The sequence below is a fragment of the Brevundimonas sp. EU05-FHT14B07 genome, assembly GCF_058790795.1.
Genome location: NZ_JBYTCZ010000001.1, coordinates 192,637 through 208,108, shown reverse-complemented (window position 1 = coordinate 208,108; position 15,472 = coordinate 192,637). Strand labels below are relative to the sequence as shown.

Genomic DNA, 15,472 nt, shown 5'->3' with positions numbered 1-15,472 from the left:
TCTTCGACGCCGAAGCCCGCCGCCGCCAAGCCGGCCAAGCCCGTTCACGTGCCCAATCCGGGAGTGCAGGAGGCCTCGGCCGCCTTCATCCGCGACACGGGCCAGAAGTGGGGCAAGATGCCGATGTTCGCCCCGGTCGCCGGGCCACGCCTGACGCCGGAGGAGCCGGTCGCCGCGCCCGCCGACTGGGTGCCGCACCGCCCCTCGCACGAGGGCAAGAAGAAGGGCGGCCGCTTCCGGCTGGAGACCAAATACACCCCCGCCGGCGACCAACCCGCCGCCATCGCCGAACTGGTGGCCCAGGCCCAGGCCGGGGACCGCGACCAGGTGCTGCTGGGCGTCACCGGCTCGGGCAAGACCTTCACCATGGCCAAGGTGATCGAGGAAACTCAGCGCCCCGCCCTGATCCTGGCGCCGAACAAGACGCTGGCGGCCCAGCTCTATTCCGAATTTAAGTCTTTCTTCCCCGACAACGCGGTCGAATACTTCGTCAGCTACTACGACTACTATCAGCCGGAAGCTTATGTTCCTCGGACTGACACCTACATTGAAAAGGACTCGTCGATCAATGAGCAGATCGACCGGATGCGGCACTCTGCGACTAGAGCTATACTAGAACGCGAAGACGTCATTGTTGTGGCGTCGGTGTCCTGCATCTACGGCATTGGATCGGTTGAGACCTATACGGCGATGACGTTCACGCTGAAGGTGGGGGATCAGATCGACGAGGCGAAGCTGCGGGCGGATCTGATCGCACTGCAGTACAAGCGCAACGACCTGAACTTCGACCGGGGGATGTTCAGGAAGCGGGGCGACGTGATCGAAATCTTCCCGGTCCACCTGGAAGACCGGGCGTGGCGCATCAGCCTGTTCGGGGACGAGTTGGAGGCGATCCAGGAGTTCGATCCGCTGACGGGCAAGAAGACGGCCGATCTGAACGAGATCACCGTCTATGCGGCCAGCCACTATGTGACCCCGCGCCCGACGCTGAACCAGGCCGCCGCCGGCATCAAGGCGGAGCTGAAGGAGACGCTGGACTGGATGGTCGAGAACGGCAAGCTGCTGGAGGCCCAGCGGCTGGAGCAACGCACCCGGTTCGACCTGGAGATGATGGAGGCCACAGGCAGCTGCGCCGGCATCGAGAACTACAGCCGCTGGCTGACCGGCCGCGCGCCGGGCGAGCCGCCGCCGACCTTCTTCGAATACATCCCCGACAACGCCCTGCTGTTCGTGGACGAGAGCCACGTCACCATCGGCCAGATCAACGGCATGTTCCGGGGCGACTACCGCCGCAAATCGACGCTGGCGGAATACGGCTTCCGCCTGCCCTCCTGCATCGACAACCGCCCGCTGAAGTTCGAGGAATGGGAGGCCATGCGCCCCCAGACGGTGCACGTCAGCGCCACCCCCGGCCCGTGGGAGATGGAACAGGCGGGCGGCGTCTTCGTCGAACAGGTCATCCGCCCCACCGGCCTGATCGACCCGCCGGTCGAAATCCGCCCCGTCTCGGGCAAGACCCGCAACCAAGTCGACGACGTCATCGACGAGGTCAAGGCGACGACGGCCAAGGGCTATCGCAGCCTGGTCACCACTCTGACCAAGAAGATGGCCGAGGACCTGACCGAATACATGCATGAGCAGGGCATCCGCGTCCGCTACATGCACTCCGACGTCGATACGCTGGAGCGGATCGAGATCCTGCGCGACCTGCGGCTGGGCACGTTCGACTGCCTGATCGGCATCAACCTGCTGCGCGAGGGTCTGGACATCCCCGAGTGCGGCCTGGTCGCCATCCTGGATGCGGACAAGGAGGGCTTCCTGCGCTCGGAGACCTCACTGATCCAGACCATCGGCCGCGCCGCGCGCAATGTGGACGGCCGCGTCATCCTGTACGCCGACCGCATGACCGGCAGTATGGAGCGCGCCATCGCCGAGACGGACCGCCGTCGCGAACGCCAGGTCGCCTACAACACCGAACACGGCATCACGCCCGAAACGGTCAAGCGCGACATCAAGGAGATCATGGACAGCCCCTATGAGTCGCGCGAGATGGATCGCTTGACCAAGCCGGGCGTGGCCGAAGCCTCCAAACCCTTCGTCGGCTCCAACTTCCAGGCCGCCCTGCGCGACCTGGAAGGCCGCATGCGCGAGGCCGCCTCCAACCTGGAGTTCGAGGAAGCCGGCCGCCTGCGCGACGAGATCAAGCGCATGAAGCTGATGGACCTGGAGTTCGCCAACGAAGCCCTGACCGGCGCGGGGGAAGCGGTCGACAAGTCGGCGCCGAAGCGCTGGCGCGCGGAAGCGGCGGCGGAGGCGCAGGAGCGGTTCAGGAAGGGGCGGCTGTAGGTAGCGACCTTAAAACGCGCGCTATCTCACCCCAATTACGAAGTGGGATTTACAGAGTTTATGACTTTTAAATATAGCGGGTCTTGAATATATTTCAGAAGATCATTTTTTAAGTTCACTCTCATCGAGACGCTTAGCTTTTTACAGATAAGAACATGAAGAGCTAAAAGAAATCTGTCTATTGTGTAGTTAGACTTGTTTTTTCCGTTCAGGATATACATCCTGACTTCCGGGTCCAGTTTAGGCGCTGTCTCATATATGTGGTCTAGAGACATAATAACGGAGTTTGCAGACGACATCCGATGCGCTTCAATAGTCTTGCGGACAGCCAATTTTGAAGACGATGTGCGAAATTTTGGCAGTGATGCCGCAACCTGCCGTGACATCGATTCAGACACCGACCATAACTCTTTGGTGTCTTTCAGCATCTTATGAAGATCAGCTGCATACCCGTATTTCGCGATAAGTCTTAAAGCACCGATAAAATAGAACTCGCTTCTTGCAACAAAAATCTTTTCGCTCAGCGTTTGCCCTAACAACTTAGCGCCCTTATGAACTGTTGAACTCGGCTGAACTGGCCAGTTGAGGATCACGTTTACAGACTGAAAAACTGAAGCGTCATCAAGAGCGTGTTCACTAATTAGATATTTTTTAATAACGTCAAATAATTTTTTAGACGGACCGATCGCTGCAAAGTATCTCCAGACCGAATCTCTTAATGTCGGCTGATCGATTATTGCTTTAGAACAATAATCTACGAGCGAATCGTCTTTCAGATTTGTGAATAGGGTAATATATCGCTTTGCGACCTTGTCCCAATGCCCAGTTTTTGGCATCACAGAAAAAGCTAGAAAATTTTTCTTGGCTCTTTTTATCAATGCTAATTTACGGGCTGGATCGTTAGCGAACTTATTCGCTTTTATTATTTCATCGTCTAGGTATGAATTTTCCGCTTGATAGAAATATTTCTTTGCTTGAGCTGCGCTTAGGACGCTAGTCTTTCCAGCGTTTAGGCGTAACCCTCGTGTCATTAGTAGCTGATCCAAATCTCTGGCTGTAGTTTTTGCCTCTTCATAACTTGAAGCTGGTATCGTCATGTCATCGACCCACCTCACAAATGTGTCGTTAGTTTTGAACTTCAGGTAGCTATCTATCTCGTAAAGATACGCGTGCGCCAATAAACGTGGCGCATCAAAATTTACCTGCGGCAGGCCCCGGCCGGATGGAGGAAGGTAATCCGGCCTCCAACTGACAGCATCAAGCACTTTAAACATAACATCCAACACAACTTCATCTATTCTCGCCACAGACGACAATATACTTCTGAGATGGATATAATCGATATTATCGAAATAATTTGCGACGTCGGTTGTGCATATATGCGAGTAAGATTTCGCTAAATTGAACCTCAAACTGGCGAATTTTTTCCACCTCCGAAACCATATATAATCTGAGTCAAATCCGACAGTCGCCCCAGCAAAGCCATGACTCCGGCTGAAAAATGCGTTACTAGATGGCTGTTTCGCAAGAACCCGCTTTAATATGTGCTCAACGACGCATTGCAAGACGACGCAGTCTTGAGCACACGGTATTATCAAAGTTCGATTTACGCCATTTGATTTTTCAACTCGAACGGGCGTGGAAGCGCTGGGCATATAAGTGCCGTCAAGAATTTCCGAGCGCAAACTTTCGAAGTATGTTTTCCGCCCCCAGTGGAAATCGTTATAATCATATAGGTCTAGAACTTCCTGATCGCGTAATCCGGGTCGGACATATTTAGTCCAGCACCTTTCCATCTCAGAAAGTGAAAACGCTTGCTGAAGTACAGCTCGCCGCGCCGCTAATCTGGGCGTATTTAGAAGAGCCTTGCCGCTGCTAGATGGTGTGAGTGCCACTGAATCCCCCCGCGCTTTTAACTATGGGCAGGAATTACTAGCAAGAGTTCATAAGGCAGCCAGCCGACTTTGACCAAACCTACAATGCTCGCGCAGCGTCTTTTCCGCACGGCTCTTGCCGACCAGCGTCACGTTCGATGCCTCCGATTTCAACACCCGTTTCAGTTGTGCCCAGATGGTCTCTATTTCCGGGCCATGGCGGCGCGGGTCAGGCCCTGAGCCTTCATTGCCTTTCTGATCCTTCTCCCCTTGCGGGAGAAGGATCAGACGTCAGAGTTCATCCAGCGTCTTGTCCCATTCCTCCATCGTCACGATTCCCCGCAGCGGGCCCAGATAGAGGTCGAGGCCCTGGGAGATGCGGCGGTCTTGTTCGCGTTCGATGACGGGGTCGAGGCCGGCGGCGCGGAGCTGGTCCTCGAGGGCGGCGATGCGGCGGTCCAGCTGGACGCGGCGGGCCAGTTGGGCGCTGCTCCATTCATCGTTGGCGCGGGTCAGCTTCTGCTTCGCCTGCCAGTACTGGCCGCGCAGTTCCCATTCGCTCTTGTCGCTGGTGTTCATGGCGAAGCGGTTCTCGGCTTCGGCCTCATTGGTCAGGATGTCGAAAACCAGTTGCAGGGGGGCGTTTTTTCACCGTCAGGCGGGCGGCCCGGCCGGGGCCGTCGCGGTCGGCCAGTTTGCGATAGGTCTCGGCCAAGGCCGCCAGGGCGCGGGCCTGGGCGAAGTCCTGGGCGTGCAGGGCGCGGCCCGAGGCCTGGGCGGCGGCGCGGGCCAGGGCCGCCGGGTCATTCGGGTCGTCGGGCGACAGGTCGGCCGCGTCGTGGGGCGACAGGGGTTGGGGCGCGGGCGTCGCGGCCTCGCTGCGCGGATGGCGGGACCAGCCCTGCTTCGTCGCGCGGGCGCGAATGGCGGCCTCGGTCACGTCGTGGCGGGCGGCGACGGTCTTGGCGTCGAGGCCGGACAGATAGTCCTTTCGGACCTGGGTCCAGACCTCGGGCGGTTTGATCTTGTAGCGGCGTTTTTCCATGCGGACATTATGGGGCGGTCTTTACCCCAGGCCGGGAGAAGGCCGATTTTCGAGGCTAGAGATCTGATTTTCCACATCGCGAGATGTGAGGTGTTGCGCGCCAGCTGTGCATGAGGCGCGGGTGCGACCGATGATGACGCAGGGGCGTGCGACACCCCTGTCGCATGAGCCAGGGCATACATCGCAAGATCCGGCCGGACGCCGTCTGGGCCGAGGTCAGGAAGGCGTGGGAGGACGGCGAGACCGCGCGGTCGGTCGCCGCGCGCTATGACGTCGGGGTGCCCGCCCTGTGGAAGCGGCGCGAGGCGGAGGGCTGGAAACGGCCCGAGCCGACGGTGGCGCCGATCGAGCCGGCCGAGGGCTGGGACCGGCATATCCAGGCGCGGCGGGACGCCTTCAACGCCCAGCTGGAGGACGCGCGGGCGCTGGCGGAATGTCTGGCGGCGGCGATGACGGACGAGCGGCTGAGCCGGGCGCCGCACTGGCATATTCCGTGGCTGTATCACTGGCGCGCGACGCATCTGGGGCCCGAGGCGACGGCGCGGGACCGGGCGCGGGCGATCGAGATGGGCCAGCCGTGGGCCGAGCGGTTCTGGGACGCGGACGGGGCGCTGAAGCCGCTGGCGTGGCTGGATCTGGAGATGGCGCGGCTGCATCCCGAGGACTGGCGCGCGGCCATCGGCCTGCCCGACGGCCTGCCAGAGGCGGCGACGCGATACGCGCCCTGATGGGCGCCGCAGTTGACTTATCGGCGATAAGCGCCCATTTGCGCGGCGTCGCACACTCGCGATCTCCGGCGTCTCCAGCGCGTGTGGGTCCCCTTCGGACCTGTCTGTAGAAGCCGCCGGCCCCTCATATCCATTCGCTGCCCGGACACGCGGGGCGGCGCCCGATCCACCCCGCAGGCCTCCTCCCCGAGGCCCCGTCGGGACTGGCGGTGCGCGGCCCGACGGCGTCATGCCATGGCTGATAGCGCCCTGCCGCTACGCGAAAGACAGACTGCTGTGAGCACCACATTCGAATCCATGGGCCTGAACAAGGCCCTTCTCCAGGCGCTGGCCTCGACCGGCTATACCAAGCCGACCCCGATCCAGGAAAAGGCCATCCCCGACGTCATGGCCGGCAAGGACCTGCTGGGCATCGCCCAGACCGGCACCGGCAAGACCGCCGCCTTCGCCCTGCCGATCCTGCATCGCCTGGCCGAAAACCGCATCGCGCCCAAGCCGCGCACGACCCGCGTGCTGGTCCTGAGCCCCACGCGTGAGCTGGCCACCCAGATCGGCGACAGCTTCAAGGCTTACGGCGCGCACCTGGGCTTCCGGGTCGCGGTGATCTTCGGCGGCGTGAAATACGGCGGTCAGGAGCGGGCCCTGCAACAGGGTCTGGACATCCTGGTCGCCGCGCCCGGCCGCCTGCTGGACCACATCCAGCAGAAGAACCTGGACCTGTCCTCGACCGAGATCTTCGTCCTGGACGAGGCCGACCAGATGCTGGACCTGGGCTTCATCAAGCCGATCCGCCAGATCGTCTCCAAGATCCCGGCCAAGCGTCAGAACCTGTTCTTCTCGGCGACCATGCCCGGCGAGATCGGCAAGCTGGCGGGCGAACTGCTGAAGGACCCGGTCAAGGTCCAGGTCACGCCGCAGTCGACCACGGTGCAGCGCATCAGCCAGTCGGTCGTCTATATCGAACAGGGCCGCAAACGCGCCCTGCTGACCGAGATGTTCAGCGATCCCGAGTACACGCGCTGCCTGGTCTTCACCAAGACCAAGCACGGCGCCGACAAGGTCGCGGCCTATCTGGAAGCCGGCGGCGTCGAGGCCGGGGCCATCCACGGTAACAAGAGTCAGCCCCAGCGTGAACGCACCCTGGCCGCTTTCAAGGCCGGCAAGCTGCGCGTCCTGGTCGCCACCGACATCGCCGCGCGCGGCATCGACGTGGACGGCGTCTCGCACGTCGTGAACTTCGAACTGCCGCACGTGCCGGAAAGCTATGTCCACCGCATCGGCCGCACCGCGCGGGCGGGCAAGGACGGCACCGCCGTCAGCTTCGTCGCCGGCGACGAGATGAAGCTGCTGCGCGACATCGAGAAGGTCACGCGCCAGAAGATCCCGGCCATCGACCGCCGTAACGATAAGGCCCTGGGCCACCTGGACGCCACCATCATGGCCACCGGCGTCGGCAAGAAGGCGACGATGCCGGAACGCGAGGGCGGCGAGCGCAACGAGGGCGGCCAGGGACGGGGCGGTCGCGGCCGTCGCGCGCCACACCGCGAGGGCGTGCGTCCGGAAGGCGGCGGCCAGCCGCACCGCCAGCGTCGCAACCGCCCGGGCGAGACCCCGGCGGCCCCGCGTCCCGAGCGCGCCTACAACCCCCTGGCTGGCGAGCGCGTCCCCTCCATCAACGATAACGTCAAACCGGCCGAGGGCGAAATGAAGCGCCGCCCCCGCCGCCGCCCGTCGAACGGCGGCAAAGGCTACGGCGGCGCCGCCAAGGGCTGAGCCTGAGGATCGGGGAGCGTTTGCTCCTCACCGCCTTCATGTTGAGGCGATAAAAAAAACGGCGGCTCCTGCGAAGGAGCCGCCGTTCTTATGTCAGCCGGTGCTGAGCGGAACTTAGAAGTTCCAGGTCGCGCCCAGCGAGAAGCCGACGCCCGAGCCTTGCGCTTCGCCGCGCAGGTTCGAGACGACAAGGCCGTTGCCATAGACGTCGCGCGTGTCGTTGATCGTCGCGGTGTCGATGTCGATGTAGGTCACAGCGCCGTCGAAGGTCATCGAACCGATCGTCTTGGACAGACCGGCGGCGTAGAGCCAGCGGTCGCCGTCCGGAATACGGGCGGTGCGGTGATCGTCCGGCGTCGGGGTCGGGTCGTAACCCAGGCCGGCGCGGAAGGTCATCGACGGATCGATCTTGTAGTCGAAGCCGATCGCGCCGGTGGTGACGTCGTCATAGTCCTGAACGATGGTCGAGCCGCCGCCGGTGTAGGCGACGCGGATGGCGTCGAACTCGCTCCAGCCGATCTGGTTGACCTGGGCGTTCAGGGTCAGGCGATCGTTGACGGCGTAGCGGGCCGAGACGGTGGCGTACCAAGGCGTGGTGAAGGAGGCGCCGCCATCGGTAGAGACGTTGGCGCCGGCCAGGACGCCGGTGAGGCCCGAGATGTTTACCGAACCTTCCAGCTCGTGTTCGATCTTGGAGCGGTAAGACAGACCCAGGTCCAGCTTGCCGAAGTGCATCTGGGCGCCGGCGTTCCATCCGTAATCCCAGCCGTCGCCTTCCAGTTGGTTGCGGCCATCGGTCGACGGCGAGACGACATAGGCGGGCGACAGGACGGCCGGGATCGGCACGTTCGGCAGGGCCGACGACAGGGTCGCCTTGGCGTATTGGGCGTCGAAACCGGCGCCGATGTCCAGCCAGTCGGTGACCGTCATGGCGGCGACCAGGCTGACGTTGGCCGAGCGCAGTTCCGACGTCAGAGCGTCGTAACGCGCGAAGTCGGTCGGCTCATATTTGGTGGTGAAGTTGTAGGGCGCCTGGACGGCCAGGCCGACGTTGAAGCGGTCGCCGATCGGCATGGAGACGGCGAAGTTCGGCACGATGCCGCTTTCGACCACGTCATGGACGTGCGGGTCGCCGTTGACGGGAGCCGAGCGGCTGACGACGCCGACGCCCGGAACCGGAACGTTGTAGGTCAGGCTCGAGCCGGTGTTGTCGACGTCGGAGTCCAGGATCAGGCCGTGGGCGCCGAGGTAAACTTCGCGCTGGGTTCCGGCGATGGCGGCGGGGTTCCACCACAGCGACTGGACGCCCTTATCGGCGCCGACGCCGGCGTTGGCGCGACCCTGGCCGCGGGTCGATTGTTCCTGGACATAGAAGGAGCCGGCCATGGCCGGGGCGGCGACGCCGGCCAGCAGGGCGGTCGTCAGGGCGATCCCGCCCACGCGGGCGAAGTTCCTGGAGGTCATTTCATACACCTAAGTAAGCGCCGGCCGCATTACGCGCGGTCGATCAGGGGAGGAGCCCTCTCAGCGTTCGCGGCGCGAAAGCGTTGCGGGCAAGGCCCCCATCGGACCGGAAACAGGCGAAACCGTGGCGCCCGAGCCGCACACGATCACGGCTTTGCGAGGTTACGCAGCGGCAACGTCGATGCCCAGATTACGCAGTTCTGCGATCAAATCATGCGCCGCCGCATGGATCTGATCGGCGTTGCGGCCACGAATAACCAGATGGATTCCCATCTCGCCGACGCTGCCATGGCCGAAGGGGTAGCTGCCGAAGGACAGGTCGCGGCGCTGGTTGGCTGCTGCGCGTAACACATCCGCCACAGCCCCCTCGCCCACGCCTCTGACCTTCAAGGTCTGGGCATGAACGATGGCGCTGGTGCGCAGGCGCGGGGCCACATCCTCCAGCATCGCCTCCATGATCTTGGGCACGCCGGCCATGACGAAGACATTGCCAATCTGGAAGCCGGGCGCATCGGTGACCGGATTGGCGATCAGAACGCCGCCTTCCGGGATGCGCGCCATGCGACGGCGCGCGGCGTTGAAGTCGTCGCCATAGCGGCGCGACAGGATCGCCAGCGCGTCGGGATGTTCAGGCAGGGCCACGCCGAAGGCGGCCGCCACGGCGTCGGCGGTGATGTCGTCATGGGTCGGACCGATGCCGCCGGTGGTGAAGACATAGTCCCAGCGTGAGCGGAGGGCGTCCAACGCCTCGACGATCCGGCCGTGATCGTCGCTGACGACCCGCGCCTCCATCAGGTCGATCCCCAACGCCGCCAGAAAGCGGGCGATGGTGTTGGTGTTGGTGTCCTGGGTCCGGCCCGACAGGATTTCGTCTCCAATGACCAGCACGGCAGCGGTCGGGCCGGAACGGTCGGTGTCAGCGTCGGTCATGCGGGAATCCGGGGGCAGGCTTGAGGTTTCATGCTATAACGCCCATCTGCGGCGAACGGATTGCGCCGTATCCCGCCTTTTGCAGACCGATCGCCCCATGTACGAAACGCCCGAACTCGAAACCGACGTCCTGGTCCGCTCCAGCGCCATCCGCATCCATGAGGCGGAAGACTTCGAGGGCATGCGCAAGGCCGGCCGTCTGGTCGCCGAGGCGCTGGACATGATCGCGGCGCATGTGAAGCCGGGCGTCCTGACCAGCACGATCGACGATCTGGTGCGCGAGTTCACCCTGGACAACGGCGGCCTGCCCGCCTGCCTGGGCTACAAGGGCTACGAGAAGACCGTCTGCACCTCGATCAACCACGTCGTTTGCCACGGCATTCCCGGCGACCGGGTGCTGAAGGACGGCGACATCGTCAACATCGACCACACCGTGATCGTGGACGGCTGGCACGGCGATTCCAGCCGCATGTATGCGGTGGGCGAGATCAATGCGCGGGCCAAGAAGCTGATTGACGTGACCTATCAGTCGCTGGATCTGGGCCTGGAGCAGGTCAAGCCGGGCAACACGTTCGGCGACATCGGCTATGCGATCCAGAAGTTCGTCGAGGCCCAGCGGATGAGCGTGGTGCGCGACTTCTGCGGCCACGGCATCGGCCGAGTCTTCCACGACAGCCCCAACGTCCTGCACTACGGCCGTCGCGGCGAGGGCGCGGTGCTGAAACCCGGCATGTTCTTCACCGTCGAGCCGATGGTGAACCTGGGCAAGCCGCACGTGAAGGTGTTGTCCGACGGGTGGACCGCCGTGACGCGCGACAAGTCCCTGTCGGCCCAGTGCGAGCACACCATCGGGGTGACGGAAGACGGACTGGAAATCTTCACGGCGTCGCCGGCGGGGCTGTTCCGACCGAACTGACGGACGGCGGCGGCGCGCTTTAGAGACAGGCACTTTCTCGATCGATAGCGCGACGCTAGGTTGCCGGAACGCAACCTGATGGATTCGCCGATGAGGAATGTCTGCGCTATGATAGGCCTAGCGGTGCTGCTGCTGGGCTGCGCCGCTGATCGCGCGCCTTCCAAGCCAAGCGCCATCGGAATGATGTCTGATCAGGGCACAGAGCTCGAGCGCTGCGTTCCGCTGAAAACCAAGGTCATATTCAGTTGCTGGTGGTCGGGCCCTGACGCCCCGCTAACCCACTGCGTCAACTACGCCGAAGACGAACCTTCCTGCGGCTTGAAAGCTCAGGTCGGCGCCTATCTCAACAGAGGCGCGCCCGGCGGCGGCAACGCCTACGAGCGCAAAAGTGGGACGTGGCAGCTCATATCGTTCTATGCGGACAGCGAAGGCCGCGTCGGCATGGCGGCGGAGCGCATGGATGGAACGCGGTTCCTCAGCCGTCACGACCAATCTCCCCCCGCAAGCGGATCAACGGTCCCGCCCGTATGGCCTCGTTGGCCGCGTGGGTTGGAGTTTGGCCCTGAACAGGCTGCGCCGTGACCACGCCGGAGACCGGGAAACCGACGCAGGCCGACACTGAAGTGAAGCCCAAACCGCGCCACAGCGGTCATCGCGACCGGCTACGTGAGCGGGCGGCCAAGGGCGGCCTGGGCGCCCTGCCCGACTATGAGTTGCTGGAGCTGCTGTTGTTTCGCAGCGTGCCGTACAAGGACACCAAGCCGCTGGCCAAGGATCTGGTAGCGCGGTTCGGAGGCCTGGAAGGCATTGGGGCGGCCAGCCATGAGGCGATTGAGGATCAGGTGGCGCGGTCGATGGGATACGCCGTCGGCAAGGCGACGCGGGCGGTGGCGCTGGACCTTCAGCTGATCTTCGACGTGACGCGGCGGATCGCGAAGGAGCCGACGGCGAAACGGCCGGTGATCTCGTCGTGGACGGCGCTCTTGGCCTATGTCCGCGTCGCCTTGCAGCACGAGCCGCGCGAGCAGTTCCGGGTGCTTTATCTGGACAAGAAGAACCAGTTGATCCTGGACGAGGTGCAGAACCGCGGCACGGTCGATCATGCGCCGGTCTATCCGCGCGAGGTCGTGCGGCGCGCGCTGGAGCTGTCGGCCAGCGCCCTGATCCTGGTGCATAACCATCCGTCGGGCGATCCCACCCCCAGCCACCCCGACATCGAGATCACGAAACAGGTTGTGCAGGCCGGCCGCGCCCTTAACGTCGAGGTTCACGACCATCTGGTCGTCGGCCGCGACGGGGTGGCCAGCTTCAAGCAACTGGGCCTGATGTGAACGACAGGATTCTGACGACCGAGCGACTGGTGATGAGCCCCGTCTCGACCGACGATTTCGGTGAGCTGCTGACGCTGTGGTCCGATGAGGACTTCACGCGCTACATCATGGGCCGGGCGCTGGGGCGGGAAGAGGTGTGGTTCCGGCTTCTGCGCGATCTCGGCCATTGGGGGGCGATGGGCCATGGCAACTGGACGATCCGGCAGCGGGACGGCGGCGCCTATCTGGGCAGCGTCGGGGTGTTCGACTATCGCCGCGAGATGGAGCCGCCGTTCGATGCGCCGGAGCTGGGCTGGGGCGTGGCGCCGAGGTTTCAGGGGCGGGGCTATGCGGCCGAGGCCCTGACGGCGGCGCTGGCCTGGACCGACTGGAGGCTGGAGGGGCGAACCGTGTGCATGATCTCGCCCGAGAACCTGGCCTCGCTGAAGCTGGCGGCGCGGGTCGGTTATCGTCCCTATGCGCGCGCGACCTACAAGGATCATCCGGTCCAGTTGTTCGAACGCCCCCGCCGCGCGCCGTAGGTCGGCATTAAGGATTATCGGGCAAACTGGCGTCCAACGAAGTGTGAGTGCCCGCCATGCCCATGTCCGTGGAAACACTGCGCCAGCATCTGGTCGAAGCCTTCGCCGACGCCGAGATCGAGATCGAGGATCTGGCGGGCGACGGCGACCACTATCGCGCGCGGATCGTGTCGAGCGCCTTCACCGGCCTGCCGCGCGTGCGTCAGCACCAGATGGTCTATGCCGCGCTGAAGGGTCAGATGGGCGGCGAACTGCACGCCCTGGCGCTTGAGACCTCCGCGCCGGTCAAGGAGGGCTGACGGCCATGCGCTATCGCCCTTTCGGCGTCTCCGGCGCCGCCATCTCCAACCTGACGCTCAGCTTCGGCGCCGACGTGCTGAAGCGCGGGCGCGAGGCCGGGCTGGACCTGCTGTATTCGGCGCTCGAAGCCGGGGTGAACAGCTATCGGCTGGAGACCGCCGACCCGGTGGCGGCCGAGGTGCTGGGCGAGGCCTTGTCGCACGTCGACCGCAAGCTGGTCTATGTCAGCCTGACCCTGGGCGCCGGCGACGGCCGCGACCAGCAGCGCGACTTCTCGGCACAAGGCATGACGGCGGCCATCGACCGGGTGCTGCACTTCTCGGGGCTGGGCTGGATCGACGTGGCAGTGCTGCACGAGCCGGGCGAGACCGAACTGGCGCAATCGTCTCTCAGCGCGCTGAAGGCCATGCGCGCCACCGGACGGATCAAGCTTTTGGGCATCGCCGGCGGCGGCGACGTGATGGACGCCTATGTGTCGACAGGGGCGTTCGACGCCCTGCTGACGCCATTCGACATCAACGCCGACTGGAAGATCCGAAACCGCATCCGCTCGGCGCGCGAGCAGGACATGGCGGTCTTCGCCTATGACTTCTACGCCGACCGGCGCGCGCGGGCGCCCGATGCGCCGATCTTCAAAAAGGGTCTGTTCGGCTTCGGCAAGGACAAGCGTCCCGTCGATACGCCCAAGAAGGACGCCTTCGGCTTCTTGTACCGCACCCAAAACTGGACGGCCGAGGCGATCTGCCTGTCCTACGTGCTGACCGACCCGTCGGTATCCAGCGTGATCGTCAATCCGACCGACACCGATCGGTTGGCGACATTGGCCGCCGCGCCCGAGCGGGACATGCCGCCGGGCTTGGCTGCGCAGATCGAGATGGCGCGCGTCGTGGCCAATCAGGCGGCCTGACCGTACTTCCCGGCTGTGCAGAACGTCGCGGACGCCTTGACCGCGCCCGTTTGGCTCCCTAGCTGACGGGCTTCACGAAAGGCCCGTATCCGTGACCGACACCGCCCAAGCCGCCGATCCCGTCCACGCCTTCATCGGCGAAACCGTCGCCCAGAACGACGTGGTTTTGTTCATGAAGGGCACGCCGGACCAGCCGCGCTGCGGCTTCTCGTCCCTCGCGGTGCAGATCCTGGACCATGTCGGCGCCGGCTTCGTGGGCGTGGACGTGCTGCAGGACGAAGCCCTGCGCGAAGGCATCAAGAGCTTCACCGACTGGCCCACCATTCCGCAGCTCTATGTGAAGGGCGAGTTCGTGGGCGGATCGGACATCATCCGCGAGATGTTCCAGGCCGGCGAACTTCAGGCCCTTATGGTCGAGAAGGGCGTGCCGCTCGGCGAGGCCTGATGGCCAGGAAGACCCTCACGCCGCGCGAGGACCGCGAGGTCTTCGTCGTGCCGCTGGACGTGCGGCCCGAGCACATCGACGCCAACGGCCACGTCAACAACGTCGTCTATGTCGGCTGGCTGCAGGATGCGGGCACGGCCCACTGGAACGCGCGCTTTGACGAGGCGACGCGGTCGAAATGGTCGTGGGTCGCGACCCGGCACGAGATCGACTATCTGCGCGGCATCGAGCCCGGCGCAGAGGGCGTGGTCGCCCGCACTTGGGTCGGCGATCCGCAGGGACCGCGCTTCACCCGCTATGTACGGATCGAGGACGCCCAAGGCCGCGTCTGCGCCCAAGGCGTCACCGAATGGGTGCTGGTGGACGCTGCGACCCTGAGGCCGCAGCGCATTCCGCCAGACATGCTGCCCGTGTTCGAGACGCCTACTTCAGCGCATTGAGGATGCGGGCCGGCGTGCCGGGCTCCAGGCCCAGGTCGACATAGGTCCAGCGCAATTCGACGCCGTCCGGGACCAGGGCCTTGCACAGGTCCTGTTTGGTGCGGCGAAGCGTGATCTCGGCTGGCGAGCCGTCCGACACCGACACTTCGAAATCCGACGCCTGGGTGCAGCCGTTGGAATCGACGCGCGCGACCAGGGCGCCGTCGGCGAACCGGGCTTCGCGGATGGCCTCGGCCGGCGGGGCGTCGTCGCGGCGCAGGTTCACCGAGACATTCTCGCCCGCGTCGCTGTCATAGATGACGCAGGCCGACAGCAACGGCGCGACCAGGGCCGCGACCGCCAGACCCTTGATCATCTGGCCCTTGATCATCGGGCCCTTGACCAGGCTGCGCATCACTGGCCCGAGGCCGGCGCGGTGATGACGCGCGTGGTCGGCTTTTCGGTCGAGACGA

17 protein-coding genes are annotated in these 15,472 nt (G+C 64.0%); 11 read left to right on the top strand and 6 right to left on the bottom strand.

Annotated elements, in window-relative coordinates; genetic code table 11:
- Positions 1 to 117: 117 nt before the first annotated feature.
- Positions 118 to 2,346 (top strand): excinuclease ABC subunit UvrB, encoded by a 2,229-nt coding sequence (uvrB, locus tag AC3WRC_RS01055; protein WP_307513193.1) that lies wholly within the window; start codon positions 118 to 120, stop codon positions 2,344 to 2,346.
- 35 nt (positions 2,347 to 2,381) lie between these two features.
- Here the strand turns inward: uvrB and AC3WRC_RS01050 are convergent, their stop codons facing one another.
- From AC3WRC_RS01050 to AC3WRC_RS01040, 3 genes are all read right to left on the bottom strand, one after another.
- Positions 2,382 to 3,632 carry an RNA-directed DNA polymerase gene (locus tag AC3WRC_RS01050; RefSeq protein WP_492302519.1) on the bottom strand — a complete coding sequence of 417 codons (1,251 nt, stop codon included), beginning with the start codon at positions 3,630 to 3,632 and terminating at the stop codon, positions 2,382 to 2,384.
- Positions 3,633 to 4,511: 879 nt separating this feature from the next.
- Complete coding sequence (locus AC3WRC_RS01045; RefSeq protein ID WP_492302517.1) at positions 4,512 to 4,799, bottom strand: hypothetical protein; 288 nt, start codon at positions 4,797 to 4,799, stop codon at positions 4,512 to 4,514.
- 25 nt (positions 4,800 to 4,824) lie between these two features.
- Positions 4,825 to 5,265: a hypothetical protein gene (locus AC3WRC_RS01040; RefSeq protein WP_492302515.1), complete on the bottom strand. Its 441-nt coding sequence runs from the start codon at positions 5,263 to 5,265 to the stop codon at positions 4,825 to 4,827.
- Positions 5,266 to 5,429: 164 nt separating this feature from the next.
- Between AC3WRC_RS01040 and AC3WRC_RS01035 the strand changes: the two genes are divergently transcribed.
- Positions 5,430 to 5,993 carry a hypothetical protein gene (locus AC3WRC_RS01035; protein ID WP_492302514.1) on the top strand — a complete coding sequence of 188 codons (564 nt, stop codon included), beginning with the start codon at positions 5,430 to 5,432 and terminating at the stop codon, positions 5,991 to 5,993.
- Positions 5,994 to 6,269: 276 nt separating this feature from the next.
- A complete protein-coding gene (locus tag AC3WRC_RS01030) occupies positions 6,270 to 7,766 on the top strand; it encodes a DEAD/DEAH box helicase (protein WP_492302512.1) in 1,497 nt (498 codons plus the stop codon).
- 114 nt (positions 7,767 to 7,880) lie between these two features.
- On the opposite strand, the gene AC3WRC_RS01025 is transcribed toward AC3WRC_RS01030, so the two are convergent.
- Together AC3WRC_RS01025 and AC3WRC_RS01020 are read right to left on the bottom strand one after the other, a co-directional pair.
- Entirely contained in the window at positions 7,881 to 9,230 is a 1,350-nt protein-coding gene (locus AC3WRC_RS01025; RefSeq protein WP_055806944.1) for an OmpP1/FadL family transporter, read from the bottom strand.
- Between the two features lie 162 nt (positions 9,231 to 9,392).
- Entirely contained in the window at positions 9,393 to 10,160 is a 768-nt protein-coding gene (locus AC3WRC_RS01020; protein ID WP_492302511.1) for a competence/damage-inducible protein A, read from the bottom strand.
- Between the two features lie 97 nt (positions 10,161 to 10,257).
- Here AC3WRC_RS01020 and map point away from each other — a divergent pair, with 97 nt between their 5' ends.
- The 8 genes from map (at position 10,258) to AC3WRC_RS00980 (ending at position 15,020) form a co-directional block, all read left to right on the top strand.
- Positions 10,258 to 11,076: a type I methionyl aminopeptidase gene (gene map, locus AC3WRC_RS01015; RefSeq protein WP_017504701.1), complete on the top strand. Its 819-nt coding sequence runs from the start codon at positions 10,258 to 10,260 to the stop codon at positions 11,074 to 11,076.
- Positions 11,077 to 11,136: 60 nt separating this feature from the next.
- Positions 11,137 to 11,658, top strand: a complete 522-nt coding sequence (locus AC3WRC_RS01010) for a hypothetical protein (RefSeq protein ID WP_492302509.1) — start codon at positions 11,137 to 11,139, stop codon at positions 11,656 to 11,658.
- The gene (radC, locus tag AC3WRC_RS01005) at positions 11,655 to 12,407 is read left to right on the top strand and encodes a RadC family protein (RefSeq protein WP_492302507.1); all 753 of its coding nucleotides are present in this window, start codon (positions 11,655 to 11,657) and stop codon (positions 12,405 to 12,407) included. Before AC3WRC_RS01010 ends, radC begins: the two co-directional genes overlap by 4 nt.
- Positions 12,404 to 12,928 carry a GNAT family N-acetyltransferase gene (locus AC3WRC_RS01000; protein WP_492302506.1) on the top strand — a complete coding sequence of 175 codons (525 nt, stop codon included), beginning with the start codon at positions 12,404 to 12,406 and terminating at the stop codon, positions 12,926 to 12,928. Before radC ends, AC3WRC_RS01000 begins: the two co-directional genes overlap by 4 nt.
- 56 nt (positions 12,929 to 12,984) lie before the next feature.
- Complete coding sequence (locus AC3WRC_RS00995; protein ID WP_492302505.1) at positions 12,985 to 13,227, top strand: BolA/IbaG family iron-sulfur metabolism protein; 243 nt, start codon at positions 12,985 to 12,987, stop codon at positions 13,225 to 13,227.
- Between the two features lie 5 nt (positions 13,228 to 13,232).
- Entirely contained in the window at positions 13,233 to 14,135 is a 903-nt protein-coding gene (locus AC3WRC_RS00990; protein ID WP_055806130.1) for an aldo-keto reductase family protein, read from the top strand.
- A gap of 91 nt (positions 14,136 to 14,226) precedes the next feature.
- Positions 14,227 to 14,580 (top strand): Grx4 family monothiol glutaredoxin, encoded by a 354-nt coding sequence (grxD, locus tag AC3WRC_RS00985; protein ID WP_017504696.1) that lies wholly within the window; start codon positions 14,227 to 14,229, stop codon positions 14,578 to 14,580.
- The gene (locus AC3WRC_RS00980; RefSeq protein WP_492302503.1) at positions 14,580 to 15,020 is read left to right on the top strand and encodes an acyl-CoA thioesterase; all 441 of its coding nucleotides are present in this window, start codon (positions 14,580 to 14,582) and stop codon (positions 15,018 to 15,020) included. Before grxD ends, AC3WRC_RS00980 begins: the two co-directional genes overlap by 1 nt.
- Here AC3WRC_RS00980 and AC3WRC_RS00975 read toward each other — a convergent pair.
- Positions 15,004 to 15,414 (bottom strand): hypothetical protein, encoded by a 411-nt coding sequence (locus AC3WRC_RS00975; protein WP_492302502.1) that lies wholly within the window; start codon positions 15,412 to 15,414, stop codon positions 15,004 to 15,006. The genes AC3WRC_RS00980 and AC3WRC_RS00975 overlap by 17 nt on opposite strands.
- Positions 15,415 to 15,472 lie beyond the last annotated feature (58 nt).

Coding starts and splice junctions, on each gene's coding strand:
- uvrB (WP_307513193.1), top strand. CDS start 118: ATGCCGATGTTCGCCCCGGTCGCCGGGCCACGCCTGACGCCGGAGGAG.
- AC3WRC_RS01045 (WP_492302517.1), bottom strand. CDS start 4,799: ATGAACACCAGCGACAAGAGCGAATGGGAACTGCGCGGCCAGTACTGG.
- AC3WRC_RS01040 (WP_492302515.1), bottom strand. CDS start 5,265: ATGGAAAAACGCCGCTACAAGATCAAACCGCCCGAGGTCTGGACCCAG.
- AC3WRC_RS01035 (WP_492302514.1), top strand. CDS start 5,430: ATGAGCCAGGGCATACATCGCAAGATCCGGCCGGACGCCGTCTGGGCC.
- AC3WRC_RS01025 (WP_055806944.1), bottom strand. CDS start 9,230: ATGACCTCCAGGAACTTCGCCCGCGTGGGCGGGATCGCCCTGACGACC.
- AC3WRC_RS01020 (WP_492302511.1), bottom strand. CDS start 10,160: ATGACCGACGCTGACACCGACCGTTCCGGCCCGACCGCTGCCGTGCTG.
- map (WP_017504701.1), top strand. CDS start 10,258: ATGTACGAAACGCCCGAACTCGAAACCGACGTCCTGGTCCGCTCCAGC.
- AC3WRC_RS00995 (WP_492302505.1), top strand. CDS start 12,985: ATGCCCATGTCCGTGGAAACACTGCGCCAGCATCTGGTCGAAGCCTTC.
- AC3WRC_RS00990 (WP_055806130.1), top strand. CDS start 13,233: ATGCGCTATCGCCCTTTCGGCGTCTCCGGCGCCGCCATCTCCAACCTG.
- AC3WRC_RS00980 (WP_492302503.1), top strand. CDS start 14,580: ATGGCCAGGAAGACCCTCACGCCGCGCGAGGACCGCGAGGTCTTCGTC.
- AC3WRC_RS00975 (WP_492302502.1), bottom strand. CDS start 15,414: ATGCGCAGCCTGGTCAAGGGCCCGATGATCAAGGGCCAGATGATCAAG.